Origin of the sequence: Brachybacterium sp. AOP29-B2-41, from assembly GCF_052378395.1 — a bacterium.
Taxonomy (GTDB): Bacteria; Actinomycetota; Actinomycetes; order Actinomycetales; family Dermabacteraceae; genus Brachybacterium.
The window spans coordinates 200563-215891 of the sequence record NZ_JBQSXR010000005.1 but is presented as its reverse complement, the minus strand read 5'-3'; the positions used below and the strand labels follow the sequence as shown (position 1 = coordinate 215891).

Annotated in this window: 14 protein-coding genes and 1 riboswitch; of the genes, 8 read left to right on the top strand and 6 right to left on the bottom strand. The window is 71.4% G+C overall.

Annotated elements, in window-relative coordinates; genetic code table 11:
- The first annotated feature begins 22 nt into the window (after window positions 1-22).
- Complete coding sequence (locus ACT3T9_RS07255; protein ID WP_441444138.1) at window positions 23-703, top strand: response regulator; 681 nt, start codon at window positions 23-25, stop codon at window positions 701-703.
- Between the two features lie 51 nt (window positions 704-754).
- On the opposite strand, the gene ACT3T9_RS07250 is transcribed toward ACT3T9_RS07255, so the two are convergent.
- The gene (locus ACT3T9_RS07250) at window positions 755-2119 is read right to left on the bottom strand and encodes a serine/threonine-protein kinase (protein ID WP_444606211.1); all 1365 of its coding nucleotides are present in this window, start codon (window positions 2117-2119) and stop codon (window positions 755-757) included.
- A gap of 117 nt (window positions 2120-2236) precedes the next feature.
- On the opposite strand from ACT3T9_RS07250, the gene ACT3T9_RS07245 reads away from it, so the two are divergent.
- Window positions 2237-3622, top strand: a complete 1386-nt coding sequence (locus ACT3T9_RS07245; protein ID WP_442331708.1) for a hypothetical protein — start codon at window positions 2237-2239, stop codon at window positions 3620-3622.
- Between the two features lie 58 nt (window positions 3623-3680).
- Here ACT3T9_RS07245 and ACT3T9_RS07240 read toward each other — a convergent pair whose 3' ends face one another.
- Complete coding sequence (locus ACT3T9_RS07240; RefSeq protein WP_444601157.1) at window positions 3681-5513, bottom strand: ABC transporter ATP-binding protein; 1833 nt, start codon at window positions 5511-5513, stop codon at window positions 3681-3683.
- Window positions 5510-7348: an ABC transporter transmembrane domain-containing protein gene (locus ACT3T9_RS07235; RefSeq protein WP_442331710.1), complete on the bottom strand. Its 1839-nt coding sequence runs from the start codon at window positions 7346-7348 to the stop codon at window positions 5510-5512. Before ACT3T9_RS07235 ends, ACT3T9_RS07240 begins: the two co-directional genes overlap by 4 nt.
- A 96-nt stretch (window positions 7349-7444) precedes the next feature.
- On the opposite strand from ACT3T9_RS07235, the gene ACT3T9_RS07230 reads away from it, so the two are divergent.
- The 5 genes from ACT3T9_RS07230 to ACT3T9_RS07210 all read left to right on the top strand — a co-directional run bounded on the left by ACT3T9_RS07230 (window position 7445) and on the right by ACT3T9_RS07210 (window position 11291).
- Window positions 7445-8065 (top strand): mycothiol-dependent nitroreductase Rv2466c family protein, encoded by a 621-nt coding sequence (locus ACT3T9_RS07230; protein ID WP_444601158.1) that lies wholly within the window; start codon window positions 7445-7447, stop codon window positions 8063-8065.
- A 92-nt stretch (window positions 8066-8157) separates the two neighbouring features.
- Window positions 8158-8640, top strand: a complete 483-nt coding sequence (locus ACT3T9_RS07225; protein ID WP_444601159.1) for a ribose-5-phosphate isomerase — start codon at window positions 8158-8160, stop codon at window positions 8638-8640.
- Window positions 8640-9707, top strand: a complete 1068-nt coding sequence (locus ACT3T9_RS07220) for an Fpg/Nei family DNA glycosylase (RefSeq protein WP_441444131.1) — start codon at window positions 8640-8642, stop codon at window positions 9705-9707. Before ACT3T9_RS07225 ends, ACT3T9_RS07220 begins: the two co-directional genes overlap by 1 nt.
- The gene (locus ACT3T9_RS07215; RefSeq protein ID WP_442331713.1) at window positions 9704-10753 is read left to right on the top strand and encodes an alpha/beta fold hydrolase; all 1050 of its coding nucleotides are present in this window, start codon (window positions 9704-9706) and stop codon (window positions 10751-10753) included. Before ACT3T9_RS07220 ends, ACT3T9_RS07215 begins: the two co-directional genes overlap by 4 nt.
- Before the next feature lie 10 nt (window positions 10754-10763).
- Window positions 10764-11291, top strand: coding sequence for a GNAT family N-acetyltransferase (locus tag ACT3T9_RS07210; protein ID WP_345077883.1), 528 nt, complete (start codon window positions 10764-10766; stop codon window positions 11289-11291).
- A 74-nt stretch (window positions 11292-11365) separates the two neighbouring features.
- Here ACT3T9_RS07210 and ACT3T9_RS07205 read toward each other — a convergent pair whose 3' ends face one another.
- Window positions 11366-11794 (bottom strand): ankyrin repeat domain-containing protein, encoded by a 429-nt coding sequence (locus ACT3T9_RS07205; protein WP_345077886.1) that lies wholly within the window; start codon window positions 11792-11794, stop codon window positions 11366-11368.
- A gap of 181 nt (window positions 11795-11975) precedes the next feature.
- Here ACT3T9_RS07205 and ACT3T9_RS07200 point away from each other — a divergent pair, with 181 nt between their 5' ends.
- Complete coding sequence (locus tag ACT3T9_RS07200; RefSeq protein WP_444606210.1) at window positions 11976-12293, top strand: hypothetical protein; 318 nt, start codon at window positions 11976-11978, stop codon at window positions 12291-12293.
- 93 nt (window positions 12294-12386) lie between these two features.
- Here the strand turns inward: ACT3T9_RS07200 and ACT3T9_RS07195 are convergent, their stop codons facing one another.
- Both ACT3T9_RS07195 and ACT3T9_RS07190 read right to left on the bottom strand, forming a co-directional pair.
- Window positions 12387-14465, bottom strand: a complete 2079-nt coding sequence (locus tag ACT3T9_RS07195) for an ATP-binding cassette domain-containing protein (protein ID WP_442331715.1) — start codon at window positions 14463-14465, stop codon at window positions 12387-12389.
- Window positions 14462-15109 carry an ECF transporter S component gene (locus ACT3T9_RS07190; RefSeq protein ID WP_441444127.1) on the bottom strand — a complete coding sequence of 216 codons (648 nt, stop codon included), beginning with the start codon at window positions 15107-15109 and terminating at the stop codon, window positions 14462-14464. Before ACT3T9_RS07190 ends, ACT3T9_RS07195 begins: the two co-directional genes overlap by 4 nt.
- Before the next feature lie 45 nt (window positions 15110-15154).
- Window positions 15155-15260: riboswitch (TPP riboswitch) on the bottom strand.
- Between the last annotated feature and the right edge of the window lie 69 nt (window positions 15261-15329).

Sequence of the window (15329 nt, the reverse complement as noted above, 5' to 3'; positions counted from 1 at the left end):
CGAACGGGGATACGGTGTGCTCATGGAACCCGCTGCGCACGACACCCTCCGGGTGCTGGTCGTCGATGACCAGTCGATGATCCGCGGCGGCTTCGAGGCTCTGCTGAACGCCCAGGACGGGATCGAGGTGGTCGGCACCGCGGACGATGGTGCCGGGATCACGGACGTGGTCGCGCGCACCCGTCCGGATGTGGTGCTGATGGACATCCGGATGCCGCACGTCGGGGGGCTCGAGGCGACCCGTGAGGTGCTCGGGATGCCGGGGACACCGCCGAAGATCATCATGCTGACCACTTTCGATGCGGATGAGTACGTCTTCGCGGCGCTGCGGGCCGGAGCCAGTGGATTCCTGCTCAAGGATTCCACACCCCAGGAGCTGGTCCACGCCGTGCGCGTGGTCGCCGCGGGCGAGTCGCTGCTCGCCCCGCGGGTGACCCGTGCGTTGATCGCGGATTTCGTGGCTCGTCCCGAGCGGCCCGATGGCGCTGATGCGAGCCTGTCGGTGCTCACCGAGCGGGAGCTGGACGTGCTCCGGCTGGTCGCCCGCGGGATGGCGAACCGCGAGATCGCCGCGGAGCTGGTGATGGCGGAGCAGACGGTCAAGACGCACGTCTCCCGGGTGCTCGGAAAACTCATGCTGCGCGACCGCACCCAGCTGGTGGTCGCCGCCTACGAGTCGGGACTGGTGCGCCCCGGCGACTGAGTCGAGAAGTCACCCGGCGCGTCAGCTGACGGGTGAATGGCCTGAGCGGGGTCAACCCAGCGCCGACCACAGCAGGACACCTGCGCTGACGAGGCACAGCGCCGAGATCACCAGCAGCAGCACACCGGTCCACGACGCCCGGGCGCGACCAGGAGTCGGAACCGGTCGCGCCGGCGCAGGGGGCAACGGTGATGACTGCGCGTCGGCCCAGGGCGCACCGGGGTTCTGCGCGGTGCCGTGCAGCTCCATGGACTGCGGCCCAAGGGGCTGCGGCATCGCAGGACTCCGCCTGGTCGGGTCGTGCAAGAAGCGCTCTGTGGTGTTCCCCGATGAGCCTGAGCTGCCCGCAGAATGCTGCGGCCGCACGGCCTGCCTCTGCTGCGCTGGCGGCGCCGGAGGAGCGGCGGCGGACGATGCCGCGGGTGGCGAGCTGGCGGACCGGGACAGGGCGCTCAGCCGTTCGTGGAGGCCCGGCGCCAGTCCGGCCAGGCTGCCGGGCCCATCGAGGGGGACCTCCTGCAGCGAGTCCGACGCCTCGATCCGGTCGGTCACCTGGACGAGGGCCCCGTTCGCGGCGCGGGACCAGGAGCCTGGCGGGGAGGACGGCAGCGGGATCCGGTCCCTGGCCTGTGCCGCCTCCGGTCGCGCTGCCGGCTCGGGGGTGAGCATCTCCTGCAGCAGCTGCGCGAGCGGCCGGGCAGCCGGGTCCGCACTGGCGGCGAGCACGTCGTGCGCGCGCTCGGGGAGCTCGGCGGGCAGCAGCCGTTCCCGGGGCCGCGGTGGTGCGAGGGCCTCGAGCGCGCAGGCCGCGGCGGCCCACACATCCTGGGATGCCGAGGTGCCCATCCCTTCGAGGACCTCGGGTGCCATGAAACCGGGGGTGCCGTGCCGGAATCCCGTCTCCGTCAGCCGCACGTCGGTCTCATGCAGGGCGATCCCGAAATCAGCGAGCAACAGGTGGGGGGAGCCGTCCGCGGTGGGCTCCAGCAGCAGGTTGGCGGGCTTGACGTCGCGATGGACCCAGTTCGCCTCATGCATCGCCGCCAGTGCGTCCAGCAGCTGGCGCAGCAGCTGAGCGACCAGGCTGGGCGACAGCGCACCGTGCTCCGCGATGGCCCCGGCCAGCGTGCCGCCATGCGACAGCGGCATCACCAGCACGATCGTGTCGTCCTCCGCGACCCAGGTGTACGGAGGGAGCAGGTGGGGGTGCTGCCCGAGCCCCTGGGCGGAACCGACCGTCTGCTCCCGCACGAAGCGCAGCACATCAGCGCCGTCCCGCTGCCGCATCACCTTGGCTGCGCAGACCGCCCCGTAGCGGCGGTCGATCGCACGCCACAGGGAGCCCGAGGCACCCCGGGCGAGGGGAGTGAGCAGTTCGATTCGACCAGCGATGACATCGGACATGATGGACGTCATGCTAGGGCACCCCGCCCGAGTCGGTCGGCCCGAAAGCGCAGGATCTGGCACTCTGTCCTCTGAACAGTTCCACCTCGCCGAGCTGGCCCACTCCGCCCACCGACCTCAGGAGAACGCATGAGCCGCACAGCGCGCGACCGCGGTGCACGGGGCGCCGGTGCCTGGGGTTCACGTGCCGGGGGAGCCGGTGCCCGAGGTGTCCTCGTCCCTGCCCCCGGGATCGCCGTGCTGATGCTGGTGGCGGCTCTCCTGATGTGGGGAGGGCTGCCCGCGGCGTGGGCCGAGCCGACGGACGAGCCGGCCGCGGTGCCGGATTTTGCCTATCAGGCCGTCGGACCGGCGGTCGCCGGCGCGGGCTCCCAGGCCCAGGCGCCGTTGCTGCTGCCCGGGGTCCACCTGGACACCTTCGCTCTCGGAGCCCAGCGCGACGAGGACGATGCCGGCACTTCGAAGTACTACCGCATCGCGGTGGGGAACGGGCAGCGAGTGCACGCCGCGGCGACGATCGCCGCCGCGCCCTATGCCGACGGGGTACCGGGGAGCGGAGGCGAGTTGGGTCTGGGCGTCACCTTCCTCACCGCGGGCGGGGATGCTTGCGAGGACAGCGGGATCGATGACGTCGGTCAGGGGCGGACGGGCGACGGTCCGATCACCTCGACCGCCATCTCCGGCGTGATGAGCTTCGATGGCTGCGCGGGTGATGAGCTGTTCCTGCAGATCACCCGCAGGGGACCACGAGCGAACGACAGCCCGCTGCCGGTCGAGATCCAGATCGCCATCGAACCCGCCGGGGTGGGCGGCGGCGCTCCGGCGGTCACCGAGGAGATCGAGGATGCTGGCGCCGCTCCCGTGCCGCCAGCCCAGGACGAGCCTTTCGAGGCCGGTCGCTCCTTCGCGACGGCGCCCGAGGTCGACCCTGGTTCCTACGTCATGGAACTGGATCCGGGGGAGGTGGGCCTGGTGAGGATCCCTGTCCAGGAGGGGCAACGCCTGCGCTGGCGCGTCGAGGAGACGTCGCAGCCCGAGGCCGCCGGCGAGCTCGCTCTGCGGGTCACCAACGCCGTCCGTGGGCAGGTGACCGTGGGCGGTGGCAGCTGGCGGATGAACCCTGCTGACCGAGTGGCGGGAGGGGGCATGACCACCCCGGTGGATCGTGGGAACCGCAGCTCCGAGCTGTCCTCCGTCGCCTCGGCGTGGCTGCCGGGCATGCACACGGTCAGCCTGCAGAGACTGCAGCGCCCTGCCGATGCGGAGCCGGCCGGCGACGAACCGGTCACCGTCGTGCTCACGCTCGAGGTGGAGGGCGACCCGGCCGAGGACGCGCCCGAGGGATCGGTGCTCGAGCTCGGGCAGACCACCCTCGAGCACGGTCCCCTCGCGGTCCTCGGCATCGACGCCTCGTGGGGCCAGCTGGTCAAGTTCGGCGGTGCCGGGATGCTGACGGTGCTGGGACTGCTGGCAGGCATCGCGGGCGTGCTGGTGCTGAGGCTGCGCCGGCGCTAGAGGTGCCGGCGTCAGAGGGTCTGAGCATCCAGGCGCCAGCAGCTTCGCCTCCTATGGCCTAGCTGCTCCACGCCTCCCAGAGGCGCGCATAGTCCCCGCCCTGGGCGACCAGCTCATCATGGGTGCCCTGTTCGACGACCGCGCCATCGGCCATCACCAGGATGCGATCGGCGATCCGTGCCTGGGAGAGCCGGTGCGCCACGATGATCGTGGTCCGGCCCTGAGCCACCTCGAGCGCAGCCCGCTCGAGCACCCGGGCCCCGGAGGAGCCCTCGTCGGCCGTGGCCTCGTCGAGGATCAGCACCGCGGGATCGCGCAGGGCGATCCGGGCCAGGGCGAGCTGCTGGGACTGCTCGGCGGTGAGCCGGGCACCCTTCTCACCCACCTGGGTGTCCAGGCCCTGGGGAAGCCGGTCCACCCAGGTGAGCGCATCGACCCTGCCCAGCGCCTCGCGCAGCTCCTGATCACTCGCCTCCGCGTCCGCGAGCTTCAGGTCCTCCCGCAGCGTCCCGCGGAACACGTGGACGTCCTGGCTCACGATCGAGGCGTGGGACCTCATCGCCTCGAGGTCGGCGCGCACGAGGTCCGCACCGCCGTGGAGAACCCGGCCGTGGCGCGGCTCGAGGGTGCCGGCGAGGATCGCGGCGAGCGTGGACTTGCCGGCACCGGAGGCACCCACCAGCGAGATCGTCTCCCCGGAGGCGATGTCCAGGTCCAGCGGCTGCAGGATGATCCGTTCGACGCCCTCCTCGTCGGAGGTGTACGCATGGGAGACCTGCTCGAGCCGGATCGATGCGTCGCCGGGGCGTTCGGTGCCGGGGGAGGCGGCCGGGTCGATCGAGGTGATCACCCCGACCATCCGGGCCAGGCTCGCGAGCGCCGACTGCACCTCATCGAGATTGAAGATCACCGACATCATCGGCCAGAACAGGGTGACCAGGTAGATCGCAGCGGCGGTGACCAGACCGATCGGCGCCCCACCGACCTGCACCATCACGAAGCCCAGCAGGAGCACCATTGCCAGCGCCAGGTTCTCCGGCACGTTCAGGCCCATCACCAGGCGGCTCACGAGATACATCACGCGCATGTTCAGCACCGAGGCGGTCTCCGAGAGCACCGCCACATGGCGGGTCTCGCGCCGTTCGATGCCGTAGGCATGGACGGTGGGGATCCCATGGATCGCCGAGAGTAGGCCCTGCGCGCGGGCGCCCATCGCGATCCGCTCCCGCCGATAGATCGGGGCGGTGCGACGCAGGTACCAGGTCGCGGCGAGCACGTACATCGGCACGATGATGACCACCATCAGCAGCAGCCAGGGCGACAGGGTCGCCATCCCCACCAGCGTGATCACGACCAGGAAGCCGAGCTGGATCAGGTTCGGCACCAGGTTGTTGACCGCGCGCGCGGCGACGTCGACGTCATCGGCAACCCGCGAGAGGGCGTCCCCGATGCCGGTGCGCTCCATCGTCTGCGCGGGCAGGTCCAGCGCCCGATCGATGACGTCCTCGCGCATCCCGGCCAGGATCCGCTGGCCCAGCGCCGAGATCATCGCCCAGCCGAGCGCCATGAGCACGGCCTGGAGGATGCCGACGCCCAGGATCTGGCCGCCCAGCATCCACACCTGGTCCTTCGACTCGCCGTCGACGACCACATCCACGGCCGCGCCGATCAGCCGCGGCAGGAATGCCGCGGCGACCGCACCGCCGATCGTGATCAGAAGGGTGGCCAGTGCCGAGACCCAGTGCTCCCGCAGCCGGGCCGTGATGAACCGCAGGGAGGTGCGCGCGTCGGCGATCGGCAGCAGCTGCGCATGCTCGGCGAGCTGCCGGCGTGCAGTGGCGTCGTCCCCCAGCACCTCGTCCAGCGGGCGCTTCCAGTCGATGTCGCTCATCGTCGCACCACCTCCGCATAGGCCTCGATCCCCATCAGGTCGGTGTGCGCGCCCTCAGCGGCGACCGCTCCGTTCTGCATGAACACGACCCTGTCCGCCTCGCGCAGCAGCGCCGGTGCGCGGGTCACCAGCAGGGTGGCCCGGTCGGTGCGACGGCGCGCGGCGATCAGCGCCTCGGCGATGTTCTGCTCGGTGACGGCGTCGACTGCGGTGGTGGGGTCGTGCAGCACCAGGACGGGTGCATCTGCCGCCACCGCCCGGGCCAGGGCGATGCGCTGGCGCTGCCCTCCGGAGAGGTTCGAGCCGCGGTCCAGGATGCGGGTGTCATAGCCGTCGGGCAGGATCCGCAGCAGATCCTGCGCGCCGGCGGCATGCAGGGCGTGGTCAGCCCAGGTGCCGTCGGCGCCGTCCGTGGTGCCTGCGGGCGCGCGGGTGGCCAGCTGTTCGCGCAGGGTGCCGTCGAAGAGGTCGACCACGTGCGGCTCGACCAGCAGCTCGGAGCGCAGCGTCAGCCGGTCGGCAGGCGTGATCGGCGTGGTTCCCACGCGCGCCCCGGCATCGACCCGGCCGCTGACCGCATCGATCGCGGCCTCCGCATCACGGGCATCCGCACAGGCCAGCGCGACGACCTCGCCGTCGGCGACGGAAAGCTGCGGTAGCTGCAGGCCACCCGCGGCGCCCCGACGGCCGACGTCGGTCCCGGCAGTACCGGCGGCAGTGCTGGCGACATCGCCGCGATCATCGCGCTGGACGGTGAGCACATCCAGGCCCAGCTCCGGATCGTCGACCGTGCGCCCCAGGTCCGTGTACAGATCCCGCACCCGTCGCGCCGAGGTGGACATGCTCGCCCACCACACCGGCGCGCCGGACAGCCCCTGGAGCATGCCCATCACGTAGCGGGCGACCCCCACGACCGCGATCAGCACTCCGAGGGCGAGGGCACCGTCGAGGGCGCGGAGCGCGGCGAGCACCACCACGGCGGCGAGCATGGTGCCGGTGACCAGGGTGGTCAGGCCGGAGGAGATCCCTGAGTAGCGGGCATTGACCAGTGCCGCCTGCAGCGCGATCTGGGAGCGCCGACGGTAGGTGGCCCGGGCGCGGCTCTGCACGCCCAGCCCCTGCAGCACCCGCAGCCCGTGGACCAGGTCGGTGGCGGTGGCGGCGGCCTCCGCGGCCTGGGACTGCTGATCGTCGTAGCGGGCGGACAGGGTCGGGGTGATCACCCGGATCACCACCACCATCACCACGATGCCGCACAGCATGGCCAGCCCCAGCCAGAAATCCGACACTGCCAGGTACACGGAGGCCGCGAGCACCGCGATGGCGGAGGGGACCACCCAGGGGAGCATGTCCAGCAGATCGGAGGCCTTGTCCGCATCCGACGTGGCGATCGAGAGCACCTCGCCGGCGGGGCGCTGCACCGCACGCGATCGAGGGTCGAGCACCGCCCCGGTCAGGCCTACGCGCAGGCGATGACGCTCGAACATGCACGCCTTCTGCGACTGCAGGAACGTCCAGGTCCACAGCAGCACGCCGAGGATCCGCATCGCGATCAGGCCTACTGCACCGAGCACCGTCAGCCGCAGATCCCCGGCCAGGACGCCGTGGTCGATCACCAGGCCCAGCACGATCGGCATCAGCAGCTCGATGCCCTCGGAGAGCGTCGCCAGCGGCAGCACCACCGCCAGCATCCGGCGATGGTTGCGGACGATCGAGCGCATCACCCCGGGCGCCGAAGCGCGGGGCAGAGCGGGGGCCGCGACGGAGGCGGGACGGGAATCGAGCACGCATTGATCAAACCCGTCCTCCCAGCGCAGTGCAATGTTTTTTGGCATGCAGGAGGTGTCGCCCCGGTCACCTCTATGACGTTTCCGCACAGGTCGACCGCGAATGACAGAATGGTGACATCGCCCCCGAGTCAAGGAGACCGTATGAGTGAGCGCACCGTCGAGCTGTTCGTCGACCCCGCCTGCCCCTTCGCGTGGATGACGAGCCGCTGGCTCGGCCACGCCGCCGAGGTCCGTGACATCACCCCGCGCTATTCCGTGATGTCGCTGGCAGTGCTCAACGAGGGCCGCGACCTCGATGCGGACTACCGGCGCAGCACCGATCAGTCCTGGGGCGCCGCACGACTGTCGATCGCGATCGACGAGGCCGAGGGGAATGCCGCGTTCGCCCGCTGGTACACCGCCTGGGGCGAGCGCTACCACGTGGGCGGGGACCAAGACGATCGCCGCCGCGTCGCGGAGCAGGCACTGGCCGATGCCGGACTGCCCGCCACTCTGATCGAGGCCTATGACAACGTGCCCGGTGACGCCATCGACAAGGCCCTGCGCGCCTCGCACGAGCGCGCCATCTCTCTGGTCGGGGACGATGTCGGCACCCCGGTGATCTCCTTCGGGGAGGGCACCGCCTACTTCGGGCCGGTCATCTCGCCCGCGCCCCGGGGTGAGGATGCCGGGAAGCTGTTCGACGCGATGGAGGCCCTCTCCACCATCGACGGCTTCTACGAGCTCAAGCGCACCCGCACCGGCGGCATCGACTTCAGCTGACCCACCCCGTCCTCCGCGCCTTCCCACCCTCCCACCGGTCACCTCGGCCGGCGCCGCCAGCCCCTGCAGAAACCCCGAAAGCGAGACCCTCCATGCGCGTGCACATCGGCACCGACCACGCCGGATTCGACCTGAAGAACCGCCTGGTCGCGGTGCTCCAGAACAAGGGCCACGAGGTCACCGATCACGGTGCCCACGAGTACGACGCCCTCGACGACTACCCCCCGTTCTGCACCGACGTCGGCCTCGCGGTGGTCGCAGACCCGCAGTCCCTGGGCATCGTGATCGGCGGCTCCGGCAACGGTGAGCAGATCGCCGCGAACAAGGTGCAGGGCGTGCGGGCGGCGCTGGTGTGGAACGAGGACACCGCCCGCCTGGCCCGCCAGCACAACGACGCGAACGTCATCTCCGTCGGGGCCCGCCAGCACACCGAGGAGGAGCTGGAGTCGCTGATCGACATCTTCCTCGCCGAGCCCTTCCCCGGCGAGGAGCGCCACCAGCGCCGGATCGACCTGGTGGGCCTCTACGAGCGCACCGGCGGGTACGAGAAGTCCGCTGCTCCTGCTGCCGACTGATGCCCGAGGGTCACACCGTCCACCGACTGGCCGCCGCCTTCGACCAGGCCTTCGGCGGACAGCGCGTGCGCACCTCGAGCCCGCAGGGACGATTCTCCGACGCCTCGCAGCTGGACGGGATGGTGCTGCTGGGCGCTGAGGCGGTCGGCAAGCACCTCTTCCTGCCCTTTGCACCGACGGAGGACGTCGACCGCGACTCCCCGGCGGTTCGGCACGTCCATATTCATCTGGGGCTGTACGGCTCCTGGACCTTCGCCGGTGAGCCGGGCTTCACCGACGCTCACGCGATCGGCGCGCCGCGACTGCGGATCGGTGAACAGGAAGAGCAACTGGACGGAGAGGAAACGGGCCGCGGGGGCACCGCCGACTGGCGCCGCCTGGTGCCGCGGCCGACGGTCCGGCTGCGGATCGCCGGGCCGCAGGGCCTCGCGGACCTCACCGGGCCCACGGCCTGCGAGATCATGGACGCGCAGGAGCGGCAGACGGTCCTGGACCGGCTGGGCCCGGACCCCTTGAGGGCCGACGCGGACCCGGCGCGCTTCATCGGCGCCGTGCGCCGCTCCCGCACCACCATCGGCGCGCTGCTGATGAACCAGAAGATCGTGGCCGGGATCGGGAACATCTACCGTGCCGAGCTGCTGTTCCGGGCTCGCCTGGACCCCTTCGTGCCCGGGAAGGATCTGAGCACCGGGATGCTCGAGGAGATGTGGGAAGACCTGGTCGCGCTGATGACCTACGGCGCCCGCACCGGCAGGATCGTCACCACCCAGCCCGAGCACCGCGACCTCGAGGCCCGCATCGTCGAGCGCTCCCGTGGCACCCGCCAGAACGGGGACGAGGACCCGGACGTGATCTCCCGCGAGCGGTCCTTCTACGTCTACCACCGCCAGACTCTGCCCTGCCGGCTGTGCGGCACCACGGTGCGCTCGACGGATCTCGCCGCCCGGACCGTGTTCTGGTGCCCGCGCTGTCAGAGCGTCCGCAGCCGCCGCGCGAGCTGGAGCCGAGAGCACCCGGCGGCGCCCTGGGCGCTCACCCCCGGGAACGCAACCGAGGAAGCTGCATGAGCACCGCGATGCCCCCGCCACCCGCCGCGACCGCCGAGGGGCACCTCCCCGTCGGCGACGGCCACGAGATCTTCTGGGAGGAGTCCGGCAGCGCCGAGGGCGTGCCCACCCTCTACCTGCACGGCGGTCCGGGAGGCCGGCTCACCCCCGGCTACCGACGGAACTCTCCCGCGGACCGGGTCAGGATCATCGGCCTGTGCCAGCGAGGAGCCGGCCGCTCGACCCCGTCGCCCGGGGGTCCCGGCCCGGTCGATCTCACGGGCCACACCACCGCCCACCTGGTGGCCGACCTCGAGGCGCTGCGTGAGCACCTCGGGATCGACGCCTGGATCGTGCAGGGCGTCTCCTGGGGCAGCACCCTCGCCCTCGCCTACGCCCAAGCTCATCCCGAACGGGTGCTCGGCGTGGTACTGTTCGCCGTCACCTCCACCTCCCGGCGCGAGATCGAGTGGATCACCGAGGGAGTCGGCGCCCTCTACCCCGAGGCCTGGGACACGGTCGCCGCCCTCGCCGAGCACCACACCGGCTTCGACCGTCGCGACCACGGCTCGCAGCGGCTCCGACTCATCGAGGCGTATCGGCAGATGCTCACCGGAGCGGATCAGAACCTGGTCGACGACGCCGCCCGCGCCTGGATGACCTGGGAGGACGCGCACATCGGGATCGGCGGGGGAGGACCCTCCACCGCGCATGCCGGGGCCGGTCACGAGCCGATGACCGAGTACGAGCGCGGCTTCGCCCGTCTGGTCGCTCACTACTGGGCGCACGACGGGTTCGTCGCCGACTGGGCCGTGCCATGGGGCGGCGAGCCCGGCAGCGGCCTCCTCGGCGGGATGGCTCGGCTGGCGGGCATTCCCGGGGTGCTGATCCACGGGCGCCGCGATGTGTCCGGCCCTGCCCTGACCGCTTGGGAGCTCCACCGCGCCTGGCCCGGCAGCGAATTGATCATCGTCGAGGACGAGGGCCACGGCGGACCGCTGATGGTGGAGCACTGGCGCACCGCCGTCACCCGGATGGTCGACGCACAGCAGGTGCCGCCGCAGTAACCTTTCTGCCATGCCAGTTCCCGACCCCTCAGGTGCCGTGCTGCGCCACGCCGCGCTCGCCGATATCGACCCCTGCACGCTGTATCTGCTCGTCAAGCTCCGCCAGGACGTCTTCACCCTCGAGCAGCACGCGACGGATGCTGATCTGGATGGTCGGGAGCTCGACCCCACCACGACGCTCATGTGGCTCGAGCGTGCGATCCCGCGTGCCCCGGCCGCAGAGGTTGCCGCAGAGGTGTTGGGAGCTCCGGGTGAACCGGTGGCGCACCTGCGGGTGCTCAGGGAGCCCGGCGGCACGGTGCGGATCGGCCGGGTGGCAGTGCGCGCCGATTACCGACGCGGTGGTTACGGCCGTCAGCTGATGGCCGGGGCGCTCGCGCATGCTCGGGAGGTCGCGCCGAGGGCCGAGGTGCACATCGACGCCCAGGCCTACCTCGAGCAGTGGTACGCCGCGATGGGCTTCGAGTCCCTCGGCGGGCTGTTCATGGAGGCTGGGATCGAGCATGTGGCGATGGTGCTGCGGCCGGATCGCGGCTGAGGCGTCGGGCGCGGCGTTCGGGCAAGCGTCCCGTCCCTGCCTACTTCCCGCGCGACTCAATCTTCTCCCGCGACTCAGTCTTCTCCCGCGGCTCGGCCTTCCCCCCGTGACTCGATCAGCGCCACGATCTCCTCGCGCTCGAAATATCTCGCGGTCTCCAGGGCGCTCGGGGTGCCCAGCCCCGGATCGGCGCCAGCGCCGAGCAGGACCTCCGCGACCGCGGTGAAGCCCTTGAAGGCGACGCCCGCAAGCGGTGACTGACCGCGATCATTGCTCAGGTCCACGTCCGCCCCGCGGACGGCCAGCTCACGCACCAGCTCGGCATGGCCGTGATAGGCAGCGAGCATCAGCGGAGAGTTTCCGGCGCCATCGCGGAGATCCACCGGGGCGCCCTGGTCGATGAGCGAGAGCAGGGTCACGGAGTCGCCGTTGCGGGCAGCATCGAGCAGGGAGTGGGCCAGCTCGATCACGGCGTCATCGGTGGCAGAGTCGTTATCCGTCATTGCACGAGAGTACTGCGGGCCGCCAGAGGACGCCGCGGGCTACCATCCGCTCATGGAGGCAGAATCGAGTGAGCGTGCGGCGGGGACAGGGGCGCTGCGACCCCTCACGCCGGCTCTGGCGGAGCGCTACGGGGTGAGACCCCGGAGGCGAGTCAGTACGTGGCTGATCGGGGTGGCGGCGGTGCTTGCTGCCGGGGTCGCCATAGTCGGCGAGGCAGGAGCAGCCGGCGTGCTGGCCGCGCTCTCCTGGGCGCTGCTGCTGGCCTGGGCGGATCGGCGCGCACGACGGCCGCTGGTGTTCGTCCTCGGAGCTCTGCTCGCGATGCTGGTGGCACTGCTGCTTCCGCTGGGACGCCACCTGCCCGAATTCTTCGCCGACCCGCAATGGATCCCCTTTGCTGTCATCTACATCCTGTTCGCTTTCGGCGGCGTGATCCCTTGGATCGTGACGCCCGTGGTGACGTATCTGTGGTTCGCTCGCACGAGGCGTATTCGATAGCTCAGGCCTGCAGGTCGATGTGTCACGGGCCGGATGTGTCCTGGTCGTCCGTCGGTCTTCTCGGCAGCTCAGAGGCACAGGCTCGCGCAGCGCTCACCCCACCAGCATCTCCGCGAGCAGCGGCCATACGGCGAGCCCGAGCGCGATCGTGACGCCCAGCAGGTCCGCGCGCCGCAGCGGGCTCGGCAGCGCCCAGGTGCGGGTGGTCGCGGTCGCGAAGCCTCGTGAGTCCATGGCGAGGGCCTGCTGCTGGGCGCCGCGCAGGGCATCGACCAGCAGGGCCAGGGTGGCTCCGGCCAGCATTCTCGGGGAGGTGCGGGTGCCGATCCCGCGCAGCACCCGGGCATGGGTGATGATCTCCCACTGCCGGCCCAGATGGCCGGCGCGGACGAGCCCTGCGACCGAAGCGGCGATCATGCGGGCGGGCATCCGCAGCCTGCCTCCGAGGGCGTCGCCCAGCGCCGTGGGGTCCACGCTCCCGAGCGCCAGCACCCCGGGCGCGACGAACACGGTGATGCGTGCGGCCTCCTTGGCGCCGAGCAGCCAGGCCTCGGCGGAGAGGGAGGGGGCGTCGCCCAGCAGAGCGGAGGTCCAGGCCAGGCCTGCGGCCGAGAGCAGGATCGGAGTCAGCCGCAGCAGACCCCCGCGCACGGACCGCACCGCAAGTGGCGCCAGCAGCACGATCGGGAGCAGGGCCAGGAGCCCGCCCTGCCAGGACTGCACCGCGAAGGAGCCGATCGCGGCGAGGATCCCGATGAGGCTCAGCACCAGCGGATTCAGTGCGTCGGCGGGAATCGTGCGAGCGCGGGGGACCGGGCCGATGGTGCGATCGGGGCTCTTGCTGCCAGATCCGCCGTCCTCAGCATCCGGCCCGCTCAGGCGGTGCTCGACGTCTCCCTGCGCGATCAGCTCTAGGTCGTGGGTGGCCGCCACCACAGCGCAGCCCTCGGCTCGCGCGGCGGCCAGCAGCTCGAGCACCGCCGCATGGCGCGCCGCGTCCAGTCCCACGGTGGGTTCGTCCAGCACCAGCAGGCGAGGCTTCTGGGCGAGGGCGGCGATGATCGCGAGGCGTCTCTGCTCCCCGCCGGAGAGGGTGTGGGGGTTGGCCTGGGCGAGGTCGCTCAGGCCCGCTCGCTCCAGGAGCTGATCGGCGAGCTGCTCGTCGCGTGCCCAGGGGGAGGCGAGCACCTCCTCGCGCACGCTGCCGGCGACGAAGGAGTGCTCGGGGTTCTGGGGCACGAAGGCGACGTGCTCGGGCGCGGGCCGCTCCACGCTCCCAGCGGACGGGGCGGTCAGACCGAGCAGCGTGCGCAGCAGCGTGGTCTTGCCGCTGCCGCTGGGGCCGGTGATCACGCACAGCTCTCCGCTGCGCAGCTCGAGGGTCAGATCGTCGAGCACGGCCAGGCCGCCCCGCTGGGCATCGATGCCCCGCAGGGCCGCGATCACGGCGCCCTCGTGCTGCGCGCGGGGAGCCGAGCGGGTGGGTGCGGCGGGGGAGGCGGTCATGCCGGCTGCGATCTCGTGGGGCGGGCCGTCGGCCACGATCTGTGCCTGCTCACCGAGCACGATCAGGCGCTCCACGTGGTCCAGCCACGGTGCGAGCCGGTGCTCGGCGACCACCAGGGTGCGGCCCGCCGCGGTGGCCAGGATCGACTCGCGCACCGCAGCGGCGGTGGCTTCATCGAGCATCGACGTCGGCTCATCCAGCAGCAGCGCCGAGGGATCCAACGCGAGCGATCCCGCCAGGGCCAGGCGCTGCTGCTGCCCGCCGGAGGCATCCAGCGGCGCACGGTCGGAGGGGAGATCCACCAGCGCCGCATCGAGCGCCGCGGTGGTGCGGGCCTGGATCTCCGCACGTGGCAGGGCGGCATTCTCCGGGCCGAAGGCCGCCTCCCGGCCGACGGTCGCCGCGACCAGGGCGTCCAGAGGGTTCTGCAGCAGCAGGCCCCGCTCGCCGGGGCGGGCGGGGCCGGGCGCGCTGCCGGTCAGCTCTCCGGTCTCCTCGTCCAGGAGACCGGCCAGGGCCCGCAGCACGGTGGATTTCCCGCTGCCGCTGGCCCCGGCCAGCAGCACGCGCTGCCCGGCGGGGATCTCCAGGTCGAGGTCGAGGACGGTGGGCTCGGCCCGCGTGTACGGCTGCCAGGTGAGCCCTCGCAGGGACAGGTCCGTCACGCCCGGGCGTCGTCCGGTGCCATGCGCTCAGCCTGTGATCCAGCAGATCCTCCGGAGGGCGATGCGGCTCGTACCCGCTGGGCGCGCTCCCTGCCCGCCGGCATCGAGTCCAGAGCCCCGGTGGCGGCCAGGGCACGGCTGGCGGCCCATCCCAGCACGCCGCACAGCAGCGCCCCGGAGAGCAGGAAGAAGCCGAGCATCACGAGGGAGTAGGTCCAGCTCATCTCCTGGTAGTAGGCGAACTTCTCCCAGCCCCACTCCAGCAGGGCCGAGAGCATCCCGCCCAGCATCGCGACCGGCAGCGTGAAGCGCTGGTAGCGGAAGGCGAGGAACGCGAGCTCCACCCCGCCGCCCTGCATCAGGCCGGAGATCGCCGTGCCCCAGCCCCACTGGCTGCCCAGCAGCATTGACAGCACGGCGGCGATCATCTCGGCCAGCAGCGCAGCGCCGGGCTTGCGCACGATCAGGGCGGCCAGGACGGCAGGCAGGAACCAGATCCCGGCCAGGAGTCCCTCGGCGGGTTTGAAGGCTGCGGTGAGCGGCCCGATCAGGGTGTACAGCTGGCCGTACCCCAGGAATGCGACACCGAAGGCGGCGCCGATCAGAACCGTGACCAGCAGATCTACGGTGCGGAAACGAATCATCACTTCTCCTTCCTCAACGGAAGGGGCGTCCAGCACCGAAGGTGCCGCACGGATATCCCGACTCCCTACGCCGGTGTGAGCCGGATCAGGTTCGAGGGTCTGCGCCTGGTGCGCACTCTCAGCACCGCTCGGTGCTCCCCTGTCAGTGGATGACAAGGAGCCACTCTACCCCAACGGGCGCCCTGACCGGGGCCGCGGGGGCATCACCGAGCAGCAGCCC